This window comes from Pantoea sp. 22096 (assembly GCF_052045955.1).
GTDB lineage: Bacteria > Pseudomonadota > Gammaproteobacteria > Enterobacterales > Enterobacteriaceae > Pantoea > Pantoea alfalfae.
The window spans coordinates 228,239-246,672 of the sequence record NZ_JBQEPW010000001.1; the positions used below are offsets into that span (position 1 = coordinate 228,239).

Sequence of the window (18,434 nt, forward strand, 5' to 3'; positions counted from 1 at the left end):
TAAAAACGATCAATTGTTTGTGCAAATAAGAACTTAGGCTGGAAAATTGCGTTGAGGCAGGAGGTTAACGAAAGGGCATTGTTATGCGCTCAGCCAGTATTTCGCTGTTACCTGGTAGTTCAGATAACGCAGGTTCAGCTGAGAGGACTGCATGAATTGTCGAAAATGAGGATTTTCTGTGGAGAAGTGTTTTGCCTGTCTTCTTCAGCATGTCTGTGAAAACGGCCAGGTAAGGAATGCTCAGTAGCCACTTCAATACCCTTGTCATGTAGTAGTCAGCACTGCTGGTTTGCTCGCATGCCATACGTGTAATGCTGAGGGGAGTTTGCGCTTTGGGTATCTCTGACGCTCTGGCTCTATGTTCATACATAGGAGGAGGTGTACCTTCGGATTCTAAAGCAGCTGGTAATGACGGTGTAATAGCTACCTTAGTAGCTTCTATATCTGAATCACTCGTCTCATTACCTCCCATAGCTGAAGCTTTCAAAGCAAAGAGCAGAGGATTGTCACGTTCAGGCTCGTAGCGAAGCTTCTCTTGCAGGTTAGCCCATGAGTATGTCTTCCCCAGTTGGGAAGCTTTGAAAGCAATTCCTCCATATTCGAATGAGAAACCATTCATGCGTCCTGTAGAGGATATGTTGGGAATGGGCGTAATGCCGTTCTCCTCAATAGCTTCAACGAAGCCCGAGATATCATTGGCACTCGTAAGGATCTCGTCGATAGTGTTTTGTAAGAACGTCTTGGCCGTTGGCTGACCTTCACGCTTCTCCTTCTGTTGCTCGCCACGTGATAGCTTCTTGCGCTTTCTGGCAGGGCAAGGGCTATGCGAAGGAGAGGGGCCTTTAGTTCTTGTCAGGTCATGCGCTAGCTCAAGCTCCTGAATTACTCTCGTGCTGATCAGGTTTTCATTCCTTCCCAGATAAAGCTTTCCTCCGATAAGGTCTACTCTACTGGCAATGATATGAATGTGCTGGCCGGCCTCATCGTCATGCATGACATAGCAGCGTAGGTGCGTGTCACTGAACCCCATGCGATTCATATAGTCGTCGGCAAACGCAGCCCATTGCTTCGCTGTGAGGGACTCACCCTGTGACAGGCGAAGCGAGTTATGCCACACCGGTTTGACAACGTCAGGGCGAAGTGAAGTAGAAGCGCTGAACTCAACGATCAACTCAGGAGCTGAAGCGCCCAACATGTTCCCGCCGATAACAACCGGATCAGTTTTATGATGTGTTCCGGGTTTCAATGCGTATAGGATAACCCCTGTGAAGCTCTTACCTCGTTTGATTTTCTGCATACCCTTCATCGGGTTTGCTCCATATGTCTGCATCGATTATTTTCTGGCGAAGCTCTTTCAACTCCCGCTTAACTGCGAACAGTTCTGTAAGTGTGAGCTTGCTGTTTTCGCTTTTGCTATCGATATGGGCAGCGATACGGGTTAGCCTTTGTGATATCTCAGATATTACTTTCCATGCTTCGATATTAATGGGTGGAACAATAGGAGGTAGTCGGTTTAGCAATGCCATACGAAGCCATTCGCCTTTGCTTCTAGGACCACGTTTGGTATTAAGGTGTTGTAATTCTATATTGTTCAGTCTAACACTAACACAATAGGTGCGGAGGAATTCTGAGGGGAACGGGGATTGTGCTTTTAGATGTGTTGGGTTTGTGACAATATTAGGCACCGATTTTTTTTCCATATAAACTCCTTTTTATATGACTTCAATTGATATACTTATAGATTACTTTGTTTTATTGTCAAGGCAAGAAATCTAATTATGCATTTCACATAAAGCTGAAGTTACCTCGAGCTTTATGTGAATTAGAATTGCTTATAGGGTTTTTCTATTATTTTTATGATGTATATATCTCCGCCATTCTTTAGTGAGAGATTTGTTATGTATCTTATATAAATATGGTAGGGCATTAGGTGCTTTTTCTATAGCCGCATTATAATCCGACATCAATAGTAAAACATCTGCCTCTAAATAATTTCGGCCATCAATACCTTCGATTCTTTCAAAAATATCAGTAATAGTTTTAGTTGCATTAAAGTATGAAAGCATTACACCAAAATAATCAGAGGATAATAATAATATCAATAATGCAATTAAAGTTCGCGCTATTGAAAAAATGGTTGGGGACTGAAGAGTCGCTGAGGAAACCCATCCAATGATAATAAACAACAATAATAATAAACTTAAGAACCCTAACATTATTTTCGCGCTGGTTTTTTGCAACGCACATGTCCAATATGATGACTCTTCTATCATTTCAGTTAGGCGTTGATACCCTGGCGTTTTTTTAGTTGAAAAATATGTATCAATAGAAAGATTTTTATCATCAATCGATGCTGTGAAATTTTTATAGATAGAAACATTTTGCTTATTTGAAAATGCTCCGTTAAGGCCATTTTTTATTAACAGAGCACGCCGGGCTTGATCACCAGCTTGTCGATGGCGTTGTTGTAAATGATCGAACCTAACCCAAAATATAGTTGTAATTACACCCAAAAAAGCAACTAAAAGAAGAAAAAAATTATCATCAATGTAAACTGAGGAGGCAGATAAAATAGCTAAGAAAAATTGTGTTAGCATCATTTTAATCTGATACTTCCCGGCCATGTCTAGCTCTGCTCTTTGATGTGACAAAAGATTGGTAGCATCATATAGAGAGTATTCTTTTCTTAATATACTTGATATGAAATCAGACTTGCCGGAAGTGTAGGACTCCAGATTATTATGATGTTTCTTTATTAATTCTGATTTGAGTTCGCTATATTTTTTTTTGAGACTTTCATCTTCATTTAGAATGTCACGAAAAAGAGACATATCAGTCCCCCACCTTGAAGTAGGGATGGTTATATGCAAATTAATTGCCTCAATGCTGTCACACTGAACCGATTTAGTTAAAAAATATCTCGGAGTTTTATCGCATTGCTCAATAATTTTATAACCTAACGTGTCAAGATGCTGAAGTATGTCGGCAATATGACTCCATTTATCTACGGTCAGCAAAATATCTATGTTAGGCTTGGCTATAATATGTTCTATTGACGTTGAACCAACATGCTCGATGTGAATATTATAACTTGAACAAGATATATTGGTTCTAAGATTATCAGATTCATTCTTAAAGATGTTCCTCCATTTAGAACTCCAGGGAGTTAGAGTGATTTTCTTTTTATTAGATATGTGCATAGAGAGTCCATTTTCCTCTTTTAAAAACTCATCCAACTCTATTGGTTTTTATGAATTTTATCTATCTTTTTTAGGCGATATGGCCATCAAAATTTTATCAAAGAAGTTCTGAGCATCTCTTTTCTGACTAAAAGGAAGAAAAGCAAGGCAACTCTATGAAGCGGAGCTTCGCAGAGTTAGCCCTTGCTTAAAGTATAGTGTATTGACATCGTGCATAAAACTGTTATCAATATAAATAATAACTATTCTAAGGGGGAAGCCATGAAATTATTTCTTAGGGCATTTGTATTTTTAATTTTAGTAAGTATGCTTAATGTTTATGTTCTTTTATTACACCCAGATATAAAGGGAGCACTTGTGGCTGTGGATTTATTATCCTTTGCTATGGCCATAGCCATTATTTATGGCGATATAATGGCTAGTGATGAAAATGAATAAAAAGACTATATAGAAAAGGAAGAGCGAAAAATGTCAATGATATTAATATTAGCGAAACAACTAATTTCTTTTTAGATGATGTTGCTTTTAATTCGGCGGGTGGATTGGGATTGGTTGTATTTGGTGTTGCAACGCTTAAGTTACTATCTTTTTCCAGAATACTTTCATATTTCAATATGGAGACTTCTTCATACTCAATTTTGTTTCCTTGTGATTTTTCAAACTTGTAATTGAATTCGAGTTTTTCCTCTTTACCATTTTTATTCGTAGTGGACGATGCTTTATTGTCATCAGTTTTTTGTTTTTCTTCCAAAAGAACTCTCCTATCTACATTTTCTTTATTGCGTTCTATAATGAATTCGAATAGTGTTATTATTGTTTTTGCAATGGAGCAATTAAGTATTGCGATTTTAGCTGAGAAAAGAAATAAATTACTAACTACATCTTTTAAATTGTTCAGTTTTTCAAATTCTTTATTGTCGAACAGGAAAAGATATAATGCATAACTCACCGAAAAAAACAGAATTATATCATTCAGTGATTTAACAGATTTCCCTCTGTAGAGAAACCAAGTAGCAATAAGTAAGCTACTTGAAAAGAGTGGGAAAAGAGTTAAAAGATCGGGTATGTTCCCAATTTTGTCAAATAATGATATCAGGCGGGGATCTTTTAAAATTATTTGACTGAAAATCCATGCAGCTACAACTATAAAAAGAAGGAATATAGGGTCAAACTTCGTAAAAATTCCCAAACTATTTTTTTTTACTTTATTAGGCTTGGCGCTTTTATTTTGACACATACAGTTTCCTGAGTTTAGGTAACTTCATAGATTTGACATGAGACATAAATTTTTATGATGATTTTTATGCAGATTTATCTTATAAATTTCGAAGGAAAAGTAAAGAGATATTTTTTGTTCGTTATTTTAATCATTGTATTACAGTAGCTTAGTTTGATTTTGAGAATTTTAAGACCATAGAATCGATGTGTGGAGCAACACCATGACTAGCAATGAGTTAAAAGAAATTTTAGTTAAAATTTTTAGCCAACGCAGCGCAGGACCTTTCCTTTTTGTAGGTTCCGGGTTTTCAAGGAGATACATAGGGCTGCCTGATTGGGCCGCCTTGTTATCAGTTTTTTGCACTGTAAAAAAGCCATTTGAATATTATCTTTCAAGCGGTGATGGCACTTACCCTACTGCTGCTCGGCTTATAGCAGAAGATTTCAATAATGAGTGGTGGTCTAGCGATTTGTATTCGTCAAGTCGTGAGAGATTCAGTAAGAGAGTTACTGATAAAACCTCTGCAATGAGATTTGAAATATGTGATATTTTGACTAAAGCTGTTCAAAAACCTCTAAGCGATAGCCCCTACATTCAGGAAATAAATCTGCTATCCAATCTCAATGTTGACGGCCTTATCACAACTAATTGGGACTGTTTTCTAGAACAGCTATTCCCAGACTACAGGGTTTATACGGGACAGAATGAATTGCTTTTTTCAAACCCTCAATCGATAGCAGAAATCTATAAAATTCACGGTAGCGCTCACAAACCTAAATCATTGGTTTTGACAGATAATGACTATGCTGATTTCAATTTAAAAAACCCTTATCTTGCTGCAAAATTAATCACAATTTTTGTGGAGCATCCTGTCATCTTTTTAGGCTATTCACTCTCTGACAAAAACATTAGTGACCTGTTAAGTGCTATTTCTGTATGTATCGGAAGTGATAATATTCACCAGCTAAGAAATAATTTAATATTTATTCAACATGAAGAAGATATTCAAGAGCCCAGTGTTTCAGATACTTACACAAGCATTGACGGTGTACAAATCCCTATTACGCTAATCAGAACAGATGATTTTTTACCAATATATGAAGCAATAGATGAAAATAAAAGAAAGATACCTGCAAGGATACTTAGGTATTGTAAGGAAGAGCTTTATAATTTAGTTCAATCAAATGAGCCTGAGAAGAAGATTTATGTAGTAGATATTGATGAAGTCGAAAAACATGAAGATGTTGAGTTTGTTGTTGGTGTGGGCGTAGCAGCAGCAAAGAAAAAAGAAGAAGAGGTTGGTCTTGTAGGTTATACTCAAATTAAAAATTTAGATCTCTTTGAAGATTTGTTAAGAGGTAATAAGCATTATGACGCTAATAGTATTTTAGATAACGTAATCCCTAATGCGGGGAAACAATCACCAAATATACCTGTATTCAAATACTTAAAAGAAAAAGGTATTGAATGTTATGATGATTACCAAAGATCTTCCCTGAAACTGGATAAATGGGTTCTGCGGCATGATAAAAGTTATCAATGTTCAGGTTATCTAAGATCCTATGTGCGTAAATTTAAAGGTAAGGATACTCAATATATAATTGAACATTGCACTCCAGAATCCGCCGCAATTTATATTCCATTCTTATGGGATAAGATTGAACTCAATGTAGTAGGTGAATTCCTCATTGAAAACATTGAAAAGATTAACCCCGACAATTCAAGCTATGCTACCTATTTCAAAAAATTAGCATGTTTATACGATAGGTTAAAATATGGCTGGTTATAAAGATCTGCACTAATTTCATTCTTAGCCTATAAACTCGCAATTTTATCGGCTAAGAATTACAACAGTGCTCATTTATTGGGCTTCAAACATTTTATAGCGTGCACGAATGATATGTCTTCCAAAGCTTTCTCTTTCTTAAGATAAAAACAGGTTGTGCCATGCGAAGCTTTTCCTGTAACAATCTGCTTAAATCCACCCAAACTCTTTTCTTCCCAATCGCTATGATTTTTAAATAAGCTTAATAAAAAACTATAATCTTCGCCTTCAATTGAGTTTCCTATGGGGGAGTGGTTGAGTATGCGCTGTGCTTCGGCTTTAATTAAATCTTTAGTCGGAAAGTTTTTTCCTGCCACAGTATATTTCATTTTTTTATTCTCCTAAAACTACTGAAAGTGACCGCATTGCGGTCACTAATCATTACGCATACTGCGTAAGCTTCCACGTAACCGATTTACCATCATATGGAGGGAATCGATTATTTTTTGCAATCGGTGCTGTCGTTGAAGGCGTCCCAACGACAGTCCATATCCCACTTTCAGGACATGTTCCGCCCGTAGTTCCAGTGGTTCCGAGTGGTACTTTTGACATATATTTATCTCCAGAGGTTTGAATTTATATTATGATTAATTCTTAATGCTGTTACACATTACCATGTTTAAAAGAATTATTAACTGGTTTTGCAATGAACGATAAAAAAATGATAGCTGGAGCGATTAAGCATTTTTTAATTTGAGTTAAATTAAAGTTGTAAATTCATGCTGATGGTTTTTGAAGGGACTTATTTCAAGTTAAGTTTAAACTTAATTAATAGTCGGTTAGTTTAGCATTTGTTGCTAACAGCAATTTTATGTTGATTAAACATCTCAATGTTATTAATTTTGTTATAAAAATGTGGGGCGGTATAGGAGGCGATTCCAACGGCCAGCCCGAGTAAGACTCTGAATGTAAGCAGAACTTCAACACTTGTGGCAAAGGCCGATCCAAGGGAACCCACAATGAAAAGTATAGCTCCAGCCATAAGGCTGTATTTTCTTCCCAGCCGATGTGAAACCCAGCCGTTACAGATTGCTCCAATCGCAGCACCCAACATCATACTGCTGACAACCCATTCCTGTTCATGGCTGGTTAACTGAAAGTGTTTTGCTATGAAAAGCAGGGCACCTGAGATAACACCAATATCCAGTCCGAACAGAAGCCCGGCGAGGGCAGCGGATATCGATACAAAGAGATTCATTCTTCTGACTTTTGACTTATGGTCAATATCATACGTGACGGTCTGGTTTACATGAGACATCATTAAGCTCCGCTCATACAGCATGTAATAGTGCTTCAGCTTAAGCAGTGAATAAAGCCAGGATTAGAGCGCCTCTCTCTTAAGATATGGACTTTACAGCTAAATCTGTTGTTAATGTGATGAGGATCTCAAAGCTGATCCTCACCATTCTCAAAGCCGGTTATGGTTAAATAGTATTCAAAGGGTTGTTCAAGTTATATGGAGCAAGTACTAGTATTATTTTCCCCTCAATTTCGCCATATCTCATATCAGAATTCGAAAGGAAACATTCCTTGATAAGCGGTTGCAGTTACTTTGATTAAATGCCCCCCCTTTAAAAATTTAGTTTTTAGATAGATTTAACCCTCCTTGATTAATAATTAAAAAAACGCTTAACTAAATTAGTCGATTCTTATCTTTACATCGCAATTATGATGTTGACACACTTATGATTTGTGTTAAAAGAAGATAACAATTAAAAAGGAGAATCAAATGAAAGGTGAAAGTATATTAGGTGAGGAAGCTCTATCTTTAAACGATGCTAAAGAATTCTTAGCTGAGGTTCATAGTAATTTACAAGCTTTTCTGGAGGATAGAAACATATTTGAAGATTATGAAAGGTATCCATCTGAAGATGTTGTCTATATAATGTTTAGGGGTTTTTTTAATTCTAAAGAATGTTTGAAACTGTTAACTATTGTTCAAATTTTTGAATTGACCGATATTGCTGAATACCAAAGTTTAAACTGGTGGTTCTTATCTGGTTTGGTATTCGGTGCAGATGTGGATTTAGTGAAAGAAATTATTGATACAAAGATTGCTGAAGAGGAAAAGAGTAAAATTAGCCCACTCATTACTAGTGGAGAAGGTAAATATATTATAAAGAGAATCTGAAAACTAATCTGTATTGATATGATTTTTAGAAGGGAGAATATTTAAAAGTTATTTTGAAGTAAGGGGCGTTATGATAAGTGTATTAAACTAGCTGGAGTAAATCATTCATGAATTTTTAACAAGAAATCCCATTATCAAGATAAGAAAAAATGTTTATGTGGCACTGAATATGTGCATGAAAAATTTGAAGGCATTATGAACTATATCACTCATTTTTTGGTATTGACTCCTGCCTTAGTAACGTTGAAATGCGAAGGTACAAGCGAAATCGATTATGTTGAAACATCATTTTTATTTGCATAACCTTATGCTCACTCGTGGGGCGTTTATTTGAGTTAAGCATATTTTATTGCAATTTAAAAAATATAATAAAAAATATCATTGTATATGCATGGTAAAAATGACATCTAATTGACTTTTAAAGATTTTTTTTAGAAAAGCTATAAGGCGTCAACGTTCTCAGCTTACAGGCTTCCAGATAGTCAGCCCACCACTGCAGCATAAGTTTCCGTTCTTCTAAATGCTCGGCTTTATGGATGTATGCTGCCCTAACGCTGTTACGCTCTTGGTGGCTCATTTGTCTCTCTACGGCGTCTCTTGACCAAAGCCCGGATTCAATCAATGCACTGCAAGCCATAGTCCTGAAACCATGCCCACAAACTTCAGTTTGGGTATTGTATCCCATGGTTCTAAGGGCTTTGTTGACGGTGTTTTCACTGATCGGTTTGTCGTCATTACTAAATCCGATGAACATGAGGTCTTTGCCACCACTGATTGCATGTAGCTGTAACAACAATTTTTTGGCTTGTTTGCTTAAAGGCACCAGATGAGGGCTTTTCATTTTTGCCCCTCTTGCTGAATATTTAACCCCAGCAAGTGCTTGGCGCTCTGCGGGTATAGTCCATAGTGAGTTTTTGAAATCTACCTCTGACCAACGTGCAAATCTTAATTCACTCGAACGTACAAATGTCAGGAGTGTAAGCTGGGTCGCAATCTGTGTTATGCCTTTGCCTCTGTAAGCTTCAATGCGTTGCATGAGCTCTGGTAGCCGTTCTAAAGGAAGGGCAGGGCGGTGAATACTTTTTTTAGAAATTACAGCACCAGCGAGGTCATAGGCAGGATTTTGCTCAATCAATGCATTGTGGACAGCATATCTCATGATCGCAGTTATGCGTTGTTGAAGACGTGAAGCGAGTTCGAGGTGACCTGTTGCTTCAGCCCTTTTTAGTGGAATCAGTAAGTCACGGGTTTTGAGTTCTGTGATATTACGATTGCCAATAATAGGGAATAAATGACTTTCAAGACTGCTTAATACAGTAGTTCTGTGGTTTTCCGACCAGGTCCTGTTACTGGAATGCCAATCTCGTGCAACCTTTTCAAATGTCAGCAGCCCTTTGATCTCGACCTTATCAGCTTTGCGTTTTTCACTTGGATCAACGCCATTTGCCACGAGTTGTCTGGCTTCGTCTCTTCTGCGTCGGGCTTCCGATAACGTGACCTCAGGATAAACACCGAGAGCAAGAATCTTTTGTTTGCTACCAAAGCGATACTGAAAACGCCAGTATTTGGAACCGTGTGGGGTAATCAAAAGATGCATACCATTACCGTCTGTCATTTTGACCGGCTTCACAGCAGCCTTAGCATTTCTTACCTTTAACTCAGTGAGCGGCATAGTAAAAATCCCTGGCTGATGGTATCTGCATTATCGAACCAAACATACCAACAATTGTACCAACATGACACTGTGGATTTTGTGAGCCCGCTGGAGACGCAGGTGGACTATCAGGATGAGTTAAGTGACTGAATGGAATGGGTAAAGTAGACTTTGAGATACGTTGAGAGACTAGCATATGGTGTCCCCTGCAGGAATCGAACCTGCAACTAGCCCTTAGGAGGGGCTCGTTATATCCATTTAACTAAGAGGACCGCGGCGTGCAGTATAGCGAAAGAGGTCTGAAGATTCACCAGGTTGCCGTGCGTTTGCTCATTCCGCCAGCAACACTGCTTTTATGTCTTCCTTCTGCTGCTATTCAGGTCGTGACGGCGAAGGTGCTAAACCCAAAATAAGCGCATCGCCGCCAGTAAGCTTACTCATATTCCATATAGATAATAATGGTGCCGACCACGGTGCCAGGTGATGCGTTCGCTGCATCAAAAATTTTATAGCGTGCACCAATATCGATCGCCGTCAGCGATGAAACGAGATCTTTGCCTTTGGTCATCGCTGCCAGTGAGGTTGATGCGGAGTCATAACCGGTCGTGAATTTCAATGGATCAGAAAGGGTATTAAACAGCTGAAAGCCGATGCCTGAAGAGGTGGAAGAGGCATTCCTGACGATGTAGTTAGCACTATCAACAATATCGTTACTGTAGGCGCGCAGGTTAAACGTTTTCGTTGCCTTACTGTCAATGCTTCCACTGCAGGAGAGGGGAATAGAGAAGCGCGTATCCGAGTAATCACCGGATTTAAGGGTAAACAGCGTTGTAGAAGGCAGGGTGAACTGCTGATTCTGGATGCTGCAGGTCGTGCTGATCGGCACAAATGAGATATCGATCGACGCAAATCCTTTTAGATCGATATAAGAAGCGGACGCGGCTGCAGCTTTAGTCGCTACCAGACCACGAAGCGCACTGGCAGTAGGATAAGCAGTACTGCCGTTCGATGAGATCAAATACATCAATGGTAGTTCTGTCTTGCCATTGGTGGTGGCGGTATCATAAGTAGTGCTGTCTGTTATTTCAGCATGAATTGTAATGTCAGTATCAAAATCGGAAGCCGGATAATCCTGTGACAGTCCCGCACTAAAATTTTTACTGGTCACCGGAAGAGATGCCGTAAATTTGATGTAATTTTCCTGGTCGCCTGTCGTGAATTTTACTGTGTAGCCGCCTTCAAGACCGTTACGGTAATAGAGGGTTTCACCACCATTGGCACAGCCCAGTTTAAATGCCGAAAAATTTGAGCTACTGGTGACGGAATAACTGCTTGCCAGTGAAAGCATATTAGCCAGATCAATATCACTTGTTGTGGAAGTGGCAACAGTCGCCTTATCAGTAGCCAGCGTATAAGGGTTACAATATGCCAGCGCCTGATTAATTGAAACGATGGCGAGTGCGAAAAATAATCCCGAGGCGATTAACAGATTCTTTATAAACGTGTGCATAGATTATCTCCGGTGAGAACCGCGTTTTTAATTACGCAGGACTGCTGTTTATCGGTCCGTGCCAGAATATAGTCAGGCAGGGTATCGGCTTTAACGTAAATAAGCCCACCCTGCGCCACATACCCTAATTCGCCACCTTTACGGTCGAACAGAGCGGCACCAAACGCCAGCGGCGTTCCATCTGTATAGCGCGCCTGCAGAGAAAAGGTTTTACGGGTATCCGTAATGTATTTCACATAAGAAATACTGCCTTTCCACGGCGCAATTTTTTTAATATTTCCCTGAATATCACTGGCTGATTCAGAGTTAAGATAAAACGTATTTTTACGCCACGGCGTCGCGAAGGGCACCAGCGCCTTACCCTGACTGTTAGTATAAATTGTCGCGTTACCATTAACTTTCGCACCCGCAACGCCTGGCGCATCAATAATCACGAAGTGATTACCGGTCTGTGGTGACGTTAGCAAGCCGTGCTGAGAGAGCAGAATCGTTCCCGAAGCCGTCGCGCCATATTGGGTATATTTCTCGCCCTGTGTCAGATTCCCGGTAAAGGTCGACCACGGAGAGGCATAAGAGAAATAACCGCCGGATGAGGCACCGTCACGGCTTCGATTATTCACTAACAGGTTATACCTGAACGCGTCTGAAACCTTTTCATTCCAGCCCAGCGAGGCGCTTGACTGGCTTCCCTCAACACTGGATGAAGCACTGACTGTGCCATCGTGCCCAAATAGGCTCCAGGGAATGCTGAGTGTTAAACTGGCGTACTCTTCCTGGCGATAAACCGCCTTACTGCGATTCTCTTCATACAGTTCAGCATTGGTATAGATTCTTTTGCCTGCGTTAACTGACCAGGAAATCTGATTATAAGTATTGCTCCATCCCACACTAAACTGGCGAGAGACTTTTTCGGTATTCCAGTAACCCACAGCGTACAGGCTGGCGTTTAACCTGCCGAAACCGGCTGGCAATTGTTGATCAATTGCCAGGTTCAGACTGTTCTTTTCCTGAGCTCGATAGCCTATACGGTCACTGATATATTCAGCGGTAGTGTCTGCCTGACTCAGCGTAATGAAATTTTTGTCGCTGTAAGAGGCCGCAACAGTGACGGATGTTCGGGTTGGAAAATGTTTATTCAGTGCTACCCGGACTTTCTCACCCTGCTGCTTATCCTCTGCTAAATTTGCCTGGGTATATTGATAGCTGGTGGTGAGTGTTCCGAGCCACGGAACGAGCAGACCGGTACCAATCAGTCCGGACTGATATTTTTCGGCAGCTATGGCACCGGTCACCAGCGTCAGATAATTATTGATCCCCCGGCTGTACTCTGCCTGTAAAAAATTACTCTGTCTGAACAGGGCGTCACTTTTGAATTTACCGGTATACATTGCCCAGTCGGTTGAGCCGCTCCTGAGCAGGCTGCCTGCAGACGAATAAGGAATGACGGTTGTAGTTTTACTGCCATCCGCGTTTTCAATCACCAGATAGAGATCGGAACGTGAACCGGTTGGCATCAGATCACTAAACTCAAAAGGGCCCGCGGGTACGCTTTGCTGAAAAACGATCCGGTCATCCTGCAGCACTTTAACTATCGCATTGGTTTGTGCTATGCCGCTGATCACTGGCATATAAGTTCGGTAGCTGTCCGGCAGCATGCCGAGATCTTTAGTCAGACTCACGCCACGGAACTTTACACTGTCAAACCAGGATGAACTGGTATTATCTTCACCCACTTTAACCGTCGAGCTTATTGAAGGTAGAGATTTTTCAAGATAACGAGAACGGTTAATCCATCTTGAATCGGTCTGATTTCGATAATAGTAACTATTATCGCGCAGATGCCAGTCAGCAACATTAAACCCGCTGTTCAGGGTTAGGTAGAGGTTCGACTGGTCATTACTGTTATTGTATTTTCCTCCGGAATAGATTGCGCTGTAATTAGTGAAAAGTCCGGTGATACCTTTATCCCACAGTTCCGGCGGCATCCAGTTGCGGTCGTGCGCAATAATATGAGCCTGCGGGACGGTAATATCCAGCTGGAAAATATCCTGACGAAACTTAAGCGCGTCGCCAGTGAGAATATCCTGCAGGCCAACCCAATCCTGGTTCAGCGGCGTCAGTATCTTATTGTGTGCGTCAGGGTCGCTTTTGATATCTAAAGCACTGATATCTTTTCTGGGAATAAGAAAGACGCCATTCCCTTCCACTCTTAGCTGATGATTACCTTTCCACTCTTTATTAACATAAATATCCACGCTGTAGACGCCAGGAGAGATAGGGTTTCTCTCACCGGACCAGGCTTCATTCGAGGCGCTACCGAGCATAAAGCCCTGATTAAATTCTTCCTCAGCATAGCTGCGAATACACACAGCGATGCTGATGAAAAGTAACGTTGTTTTTAAAAGAGTCAGTCTGGTGTTCATTAGCGGCTGATATCAACTGTTCTTAAGGTTCCGAAATCATCAATATATGTCAGATAAAATTTCCCCTGGATGGACAAGCCCGCAGACTTACCTGTCGAAGCGCAACTAAAGGGTTTTGCCAGCACGGTTTCCTGCAGCAGGTTATCTTTTTTGCTGCCATTCCTGACTTTGCTTAATCCTGCCACGGTGACGTAATAGGGCGAGCTATTGTTAATACAAATACCATTATTATCGCGGGTCAGCTTAAGATAATCCTGTAGTTTATTTTGATCGACACTCAGATTAGCGGGGCGATAAAAAACTTTGACGCGGTTTCTGACAGCGAACTGGAGGTAGCTACCGCTTTTATCTTTCGGGTTAGGTGGGATATCAATGAAATTCAGCCAGAAGAGGCTTTCACGATCTTTTGGCAGCGAGGCTGCCAGATTGTTTTTTACTACAGTCAGAATCTGGCCATCATTGGCGCCGATGCGCACTACCGAGGGTACGACAGCCAGTGCCAGCCGGAGGTTTTCAGGCTTCGCATCAGGATTTCCGTTGTCTATCCATGACTGAACGAGATGAGCTTCTGCTGATTTATTGACGAGCTGTACGTTGACGCTTTTCTTGTCACCACTATAGATAACACGCGTATTATTCATCACCACGCTGGCGTTTGCGCTTAATGAAATAATGCACAGCAATGTGCCTAAAGAAACGAGTTTCATTTTCAGTCCTCATTTTTAGACATCCTTGTCTGAGCGAAATATCCTGTTTTACAGTTAATCGTAATTGAAGGTATAAGTTGCAGTGGTCACTACTGAACCGGCTGTTACTGCTGCGCCACCGTAGTTGTAGTAGTTGGCATAGTAGTTAATAGCGCCAGAAGCTGGTGCGGTATCAAAGTTTGTACCATCTGAAGAGGTGGTTTTCAGGCCAGTGTCCAGCGCCGTGTTCAGGGTAACCAGCTGACTACCATCCTTAGTAATACCAATGCCTACACCGCTGGAGGTACCGGTTGTGTTTTTCAGGTAGGTGTTATCATCAGAAACATTTCCGCCTGAAAAGGTGATTTTCAGCGTTTGCGCTGTAGTGCTAGTGCTGTTGAAACCCGAACAGCCATCGACATTCAGCGTAAACTGTTTTGCATTCGTCGGAATGACACCGACCGTAGTTCCCATGTCGCTGCTGGTGACCGGATTTAAATCAACGGCGAAGTCACTTCCGCTGTTAGTTGTTACGTTACAGGTTGCATCAGTCACCGCACCGTAAAAGGTGATTGTGCCACCGCCGACGTCAGCGGTAGTCGAGGTGGCGAAAGCGACCTGGCAGGTCATTAACAGGGCAATTCCTGCAGTGATTTTATTAAACGCTAATTTTTTCATTTTTATAATCCTATTATTGAGTCTGATTAATGTGGCGTGCGTTGCTACATTAAAAAAGCTCTTAACGTGATGACGCAGGATTAATTACCCGGTCCTGGTTGTGTGTAATTAACAGGAAGTGGCCAGGCGCGAAAATAAATGTTTTTTTCAGGACTTAACTTTTTCTCGCCTTAATAAAATTAAAGCGAAAAAACTAAATAAGTTACCAGTCCGGTTTTTACAGCATCGCGTCAGGAATTAAGCTTTCCTGTTGGCGGTAAATGTAACAAAAAATCCGGTCGTGCAATATATGTTGAGGGTTATATATATTTATTCAAATGCTGATGAGGGTTAATATAAGGAAAGGATTTTGTTAGGTGCTTTCAGATTCTATTAACCTGTGTTCCAGGATGGGAATATTCTGAAGATATTAAGAAGTAAATTGACAAGAGGTCAAATTAATTTACGGTTGATGAGCGCTAAATGCAAACGATAATAGCTGCTCTTGCATACTCATCTTTCCTCAGCGAACGATTTCCATCTTTTTGCCGTCAGTGTGTCACGGAGTCATGCTGCCAGAAAAACCTGCACAGCATGACTCTGATCGACTGACTGTTACTCCGCCTTTTCCTGCTCTTCGCGCTGACGGCGTTTCTCCTGCTTCCGTTTTTCCGCCTTCGCTTTCGCTACTGCCGCCTCACTCATGTCATTACGGATCTGTGCGTGGCTGATCAGCGCAAAAATCAGGGTGCCGCCGGTAATGTTGCCAAGCAGCGTCGGCAGGGCAAACGGCCACAAAAATTCATGCCAGCTGATAGTGCCGTTAAACACCAGATAGAGCACTTCGACCGAGCCCACAACGATATGTGCGAGATCGCCCAGCGCAACCAGCCAGGTCATCATGACAATGACCAGCAGTTTAGCGCCGCCCGCAGAGGGGAACATCCAGACCATGGTGGCGATAATCCAGCCGGAAATCACCGCATTAGCAAACATCTCGCCAGGGGTGTGTTCCATCACCTTCATACTGATATTGGTAAAGGCCTGACGGGTGGCATCGTCAAATATCGGCATCTCATTGAACGCCAGCGCACCGAGTGCCGTACCGATTAAATTTCCGAATAAAACAATGCCCCATAACCGCAACAGCAGACCCGCATTACTCCAGGTCGGTTTGTGCATCACTGGTAACACGGCGGTAACGGTATTTTCAGTAAACAGTTGCTGGCGCGCCATAATAACGATAACAAAACCAAAGGTATAACCGAGGTTTTCCAGCAGGAATGCGCCGGGTACGCCATCCAGATGCACCTGAAATATCCCCTTCGCCATCAGCGAGGCACCCATGGATAAGCCCGCCGCAATGGCTGACCAGAGCAGCGCCACACCGTCGCGCTCCAGCTCCTTCTCCCCATCCTGGCGGATCTCTTCATGGATGGCGGCGGCGCGGGAGGGTAAAGCCTCCTCATCGACTTCGATGTCAGTGCCCTTATCCTTCTCTTCACTCTCTACGTCGTTTGGACCCTGTTCATTACCTGATGAAGGCTTCATATTTTCTCCGGGTGATAGTGCTGTCGCGTAATAAGCGTAGCCGTTTTTTATTTGCTGATAATGTAACGACCAGTGCGAATAAGCGTAACAACGTTTTTCGGAACTGCATTTTTATTCAGACTCTTTGCGATATCGCACGAATAAGCTACTGGTATCGAAACTGAGCGGTAGCTCACACTTCGGCCCACAGCAACATTGTGGTAATATCCCGGCCACTTTTAGCTGGTGCGATTCTCCCCTCGATGTTGGAAATCATTACGCTCACTTGTGCATACGACGAACGCGCGCTGTTCCGGCGGCTCTCTTTTCGTGTCTCTGCTGGTGACATTGTGCAGATTGAAGGCCCCAATGGTGCCGGAAAGACCTCGTTATTGCGCCTGCTGGCGGGTCTTAGCCGTCCGGAAGAGGGTGAAATACGCTGGCAACAGCAGCCCATCCTGCGGCAGCGCGAAGCCTGGCATCAGGCGATGCTTTATCTTGGCCACCATCCCGGTGTCAAAGGCGTGCTCACGCCGCTGGAAAATCTGCGCTTTTACCATCCCGGTTGCAATGATGCGCAGATCTTTGCAGCACTCGAAAGTGTCGACCTCACGGGTGACGAAGAGGTGCCGGTCAGCCGGTTGTCGGCGGGCCAGCAGCGTCGGGTAGCGCTGGCGCGGTTGTGGCTCAGCCAGGCCCGCATATGGATTCTCGACGAGCCGCTGACCGCTATCGACAAAGCGGGTGTTAAAAAATTAATGGCGAAATTCGCCCGGCATGCCGATAACGGTGGCGCAGTGATCCTGACAACTCATCAGGATTTACCTGCGGATGCGGCGCGGGTGCGTAAAATTCGCCTCGGCGACGGGGAGGCAGGCTGATGCTGTTTCGCCTCATCCAGCGTGAATTGTGCATCGCTTTTCGCAGCGGTGCGGATGTGGTTAATCCGCTCTGGTTTTTCCTGATTATTATTACCCTGTTTCCGCTGGGAATCGGACCTGACCCGCAACAGCTGGCGCGCATTGCGCCGGGCGTTGCCTGGGTTGCCGCACTGCTGGCGTCGCTGCTGGCGCTGGAACGGCTGTTTCGCGATGACTTCAGTGATGGCTCGCTGGAGCAACTGATACTGCTCCCCACGCCACTGCCAGTAACGGTCATTGGCAAAGTGGTGGCGCACTGGCTGGTCACCGGTGTGCCGCTGATCATTCTGTCGCCCCTGGCCGCGCTGCTGCTGTCGCTGGATTTTAATGGCTGGAGGGCGATGGCCCTGACGCTGCTGCTCGGCACGCCAACCCTGAGTTTCCTTGGTGCGATTGGCGTGGGTCTGACGGTGGGTTTACGGCGTGGCGGTGTGCTGCTGAGCCTGCTGGTGCTGCCGCTGGCGATTCCTGTCCTGATCTTCGCCAGCGCGGCGATGGAGGCAGCCAGTCAGGGATTGCCGATTGGTGGTTATCTGGCGATTCTCGGCGCGATGCTGCTGGGCAGCGCCACGCTCGCGCCCTTTGCCACGGCAGCGGCGCTACGCATTACTTTGCAGTAACCGGCTTGTATCCACCGCGCGTAAAAGACGCGGCAATACTCTTTTATCGTTAATGTGAG

General features: G+C 42.7%; 16 protein-coding genes, 1 tRNA gene and 1 pseudogene. 5 read left to right on the top strand and 13 right to left on the bottom strand.

Going from position 1 to position 18,434, the window contains the following annotated elements:
- Positions 1-64 precede the first annotated feature (64 nt).
- The 3 genes from ACTJKZ_RS01085 to ACTJKZ_RS01095 all read right to left on the bottom strand — a co-directional run bounded on the left by ACTJKZ_RS01085 (position 65) and on the right by ACTJKZ_RS01095 (position 3,200).
- Positions 65-1,306, bottom strand: coding sequence for a relaxase/mobilization nuclease domain-containing protein (locus ACTJKZ_RS01085; protein ID WP_255473725.1), 1,242 nt, complete (start codon positions 1,304-1,306; stop codon positions 65-67).
- A complete protein-coding gene (locus ACTJKZ_RS01090; RefSeq protein WP_255473724.1) occupies positions 1,275-1,700 on the bottom strand; it encodes a hypothetical protein in 426 nt (141 codons plus the stop codon). Before ACTJKZ_RS01090 ends, ACTJKZ_RS01085 begins: the two co-directional genes overlap by 32 nt.
- A 132-nt stretch (positions 1,701-1,832) precedes the next feature.
- Positions 1,833-3,200, bottom strand: a complete 1,368-nt coding sequence (locus ACTJKZ_RS01095) for a GrpB family protein (RefSeq protein ID WP_143991434.1) — start codon at positions 3,198-3,200, stop codon at positions 1,833-1,835.
- Between the two features lie 261 nt (positions 3,201-3,461).
- Between ACTJKZ_RS01095 and ACTJKZ_RS01100 the strand changes: the two genes are divergently transcribed.
- Positions 3,462-3,638 carry a hypothetical protein gene (locus ACTJKZ_RS01100; RefSeq protein ID WP_430692860.1) on the top strand — a complete coding sequence of 59 codons (177 nt, stop codon included), beginning with the start codon at positions 3,462-3,464 and terminating at the stop codon, positions 3,636-3,638.
- Here the strand turns inward: ACTJKZ_RS01100 and ACTJKZ_RS01105 are convergent.
- Complete coding sequence (locus tag ACTJKZ_RS01105) at positions 3,619-4,437, bottom strand: hypothetical protein (RefSeq protein WP_430692859.1); 819 nt, start codon at positions 4,435-4,437, stop codon at positions 3,619-3,621. The genes ACTJKZ_RS01100 and ACTJKZ_RS01105 overlap by 20 nt on opposite strands.
- A gap of 202 nt (positions 4,438-4,639) precedes the next feature.
- Between ACTJKZ_RS01105 and ACTJKZ_RS01110 the strand changes: the two genes are divergently transcribed.
- Positions 4,640-6,208, top strand: coding sequence for an SIR2 family protein (locus ACTJKZ_RS01110; protein WP_430692858.1), 1,569 nt, complete (start codon positions 4,640-4,642; stop codon positions 6,206-6,208).
- Between the two features lie 68 nt (positions 6,209-6,276).
- Here the strand turns inward: ACTJKZ_RS01110 and ACTJKZ_RS01115 are convergent, their stop codons facing one another.
- Together ACTJKZ_RS01115 and ACTJKZ_RS01120 are read right to left on the bottom strand one after the other, a co-directional pair.
- Positions 6,277-6,573 carry a DUF3223 domain-containing protein gene (locus tag ACTJKZ_RS01115; protein WP_430692857.1) on the bottom strand — a complete coding sequence of 99 codons (297 nt, stop codon included), beginning with the start codon at positions 6,571-6,573 and terminating at the stop codon, positions 6,277-6,279.
- Positions 6,574-7,082: 509 nt separating this feature from the next.
- Positions 7,083-7,502: pseudogene (locus ACTJKZ_RS01120) on the bottom strand (MFS transporter); the annotation flags it as partial.
- A 471-nt stretch (positions 7,503-7,973) separates the two neighbouring features.
- Between ACTJKZ_RS01120 and ACTJKZ_RS01125 the strand changes: the two are divergent.
- Positions 7,974-8,375, top strand: coding sequence for a hypothetical protein (locus tag ACTJKZ_RS01125; protein ID WP_440829103.1), 402 nt, complete (start codon positions 7,974-7,976; stop codon positions 8,373-8,375).
- A 418-nt stretch (positions 8,376-8,793) separates the two neighbouring features.
- On the opposite strand, the gene ACTJKZ_RS01130 is transcribed toward ACTJKZ_RS01125, so the two are convergent.
- The 7 genes from ACTJKZ_RS01130 to ACTJKZ_RS01160 form a co-directional block, all read right to left on the bottom strand.
- The gene (locus ACTJKZ_RS01130) at positions 8,794-10,047 is read right to left on the bottom strand and encodes a tyrosine-type recombinase/integrase (protein ID WP_440829104.1); all 1,254 of its coding nucleotides are present in this window, start codon (positions 10,045-10,047) and stop codon (positions 8,794-8,796) included.
- Positions 10,048-10,226: 179 nt separating this feature from the next.
- Positions 10,227-10,301: transfer RNA gene (locus tag ACTJKZ_RS01135), tRNA-Arg, on the bottom strand.
- A gap of 161 nt (positions 10,302-10,462) precedes the next feature.
- Positions 10,463-11,539 carry a hypothetical protein gene (locus tag ACTJKZ_RS01140; protein ID WP_440829105.1) on the bottom strand — a complete coding sequence of 359 codons (1,077 nt, stop codon included), beginning with the start codon at positions 11,537-11,539 and terminating at the stop codon, positions 10,463-10,465.
- Entirely contained in the window at positions 11,524-13,908 is a 2,385-nt protein-coding gene (locus ACTJKZ_RS01145) for a fimbria/pilus outer membrane usher protein (protein WP_440829106.1), read from the bottom strand. Before ACTJKZ_RS01145 ends, ACTJKZ_RS01140 begins: the two co-directional genes overlap by 16 nt.
- A 53-nt stretch (positions 13,909-13,961) precedes the next feature.
- Complete coding sequence (locus tag ACTJKZ_RS01150) at positions 13,962-14,669, bottom strand: fimbrial biogenesis chaperone (protein ID WP_440829107.1); 708 nt, start codon at positions 14,667-14,669, stop codon at positions 13,962-13,964.
- 54 nt (positions 14,670-14,723) lie between these two features.
- Positions 14,724-15,326: a fimbrial protein gene (locus ACTJKZ_RS01155; RefSeq protein WP_161733454.1), complete on the bottom strand. Its 603-nt coding sequence runs from the start codon at positions 15,324-15,326 to the stop codon at positions 14,724-14,726.
- Positions 15,327-15,920: 594 nt separating this feature from the next.
- Complete coding sequence (locus ACTJKZ_RS01160) at positions 15,921-16,856, bottom strand: formate/nitrite transporter family protein (protein WP_161733452.1); 936 nt, start codon at positions 16,854-16,856, stop codon at positions 15,921-15,923.
- A 242-nt stretch (positions 16,857-17,098) separates the two neighbouring features.
- Here ACTJKZ_RS01160 and ccmA point away from each other — a divergent pair, with 242 nt between their 5' ends.
- Positions 17,099-17,716: a cytochrome c biogenesis heme-transporting ATPase CcmA gene (ccmA, locus tag ACTJKZ_RS01165; RefSeq protein WP_253419497.1), complete on the top strand. Its 618-nt coding sequence runs from the start codon at positions 17,099-17,101 to the stop codon at positions 17,714-17,716.
- Entirely contained in the window at positions 17,716-18,375 is a 660-nt protein-coding gene (gene ccmB / locus ACTJKZ_RS01170; RefSeq protein ID WP_161733448.1) for a heme exporter protein CcmB, read from the top strand. The genes ccmA and ccmB overlap by 1 nt, the downstream gene beginning before the upstream one ends.
- Positions 18,376-18,434 lie beyond the last annotated feature (59 nt).

Bases quoted from the DNA above. Each gene is read 5' to 3' on its own strand.
- ACTJKZ_RS01150 (WP_440829107.1), bottom strand. From the start codon at position 14,669: ATGAAACTCGTTTCTTTAGGCACATTGCTGTGCATTATTTCATTAAGC.
- ACTJKZ_RS01155 (WP_161733454.1), bottom strand. From the start codon at position 15,326: ATGAAAAAATTAGCGTTTAATAAAATCACTGCAGGAATTGCCCTGTTA.
- ACTJKZ_RS01090 (WP_255473724.1), bottom strand. From the start codon at position 1,700: ATGGAAAAAAAATCGGTGCCTAATATTGTCACAAACCCAACACATCTA.
- ACTJKZ_RS01125 (WP_440829103.1), top strand. From the start codon at position 7,974: ATGAAAGGTGAAAGTATATTAGGTGAGGAAGCTCTATCTTTAAACGAT.
- ACTJKZ_RS01100 (WP_430692860.1), top strand. From the start codon at position 3,462: ATGAAATTATTTCTTAGGGCATTTGTATTTTTAATTTTAGTAAGTATG.
- ACTJKZ_RS01095 (WP_143991434.1), bottom strand. From the start codon at position 3,200: ATGCACATATCTAATAAAAAGAAAATCACTCTAACTCCCTGGAGTTCT.
- ACTJKZ_RS01115 (WP_430692857.1), bottom strand. From the start codon at position 6,573: ATGAAATATACTGTGGCAGGAAAAAACTTTCCGACTAAAGATTTAATT.
- ACTJKZ_RS01110 (WP_430692858.1), top strand. From the start codon at position 4,640: ATGACTAGCAATGAGTTAAAAGAAATTTTAGTTAAAATTTTTAGCCAA.
- ACTJKZ_RS01160 (WP_161733452.1), bottom strand. From the start codon at position 16,856: ATGAAGCCTTCATCAGGTAATGAACAGGGTCCAAACGACGTAGAGAGT.
- ACTJKZ_RS01140 (WP_440829105.1), bottom strand. From the start codon at position 11,539: ATGCACACGTTTATAAAGAATCTGTTAATCGCCTCGGGATTATTTTTC.
- ccmB (WP_161733448.1), top strand. From the start codon at position 17,716: ATGCTGTTTCGCCTCATCCAGCGTGAATTGTGCATCGCTTTTCGCAGC.
- ACTJKZ_RS01105 (WP_430692859.1), bottom strand. From the start codon at position 4,437: ATGTGTCAAAATAAAAGCGCCAAGCCTAATAAAGTAAAAAAAAATAGT.
- ACTJKZ_RS01085 (WP_255473725.1), bottom strand. From the start codon at position 1,306: ATGAAGGGTATGCAGAAAATCAAACGAGGTAAGAGCTTCACAGGGGTT.
- ACTJKZ_RS01130 (WP_440829104.1), bottom strand. From the start codon at position 10,047: ATGCCGCTCACTGAGTTAAAGGTAAGAAATGCTAAGGCTGCTGTGAAG.
- ccmA (WP_253419497.1), top strand. From the start codon at position 17,099: ATGTTGGAAATCATTACGCTCACTTGTGCATACGACGAACGCGCGCTG.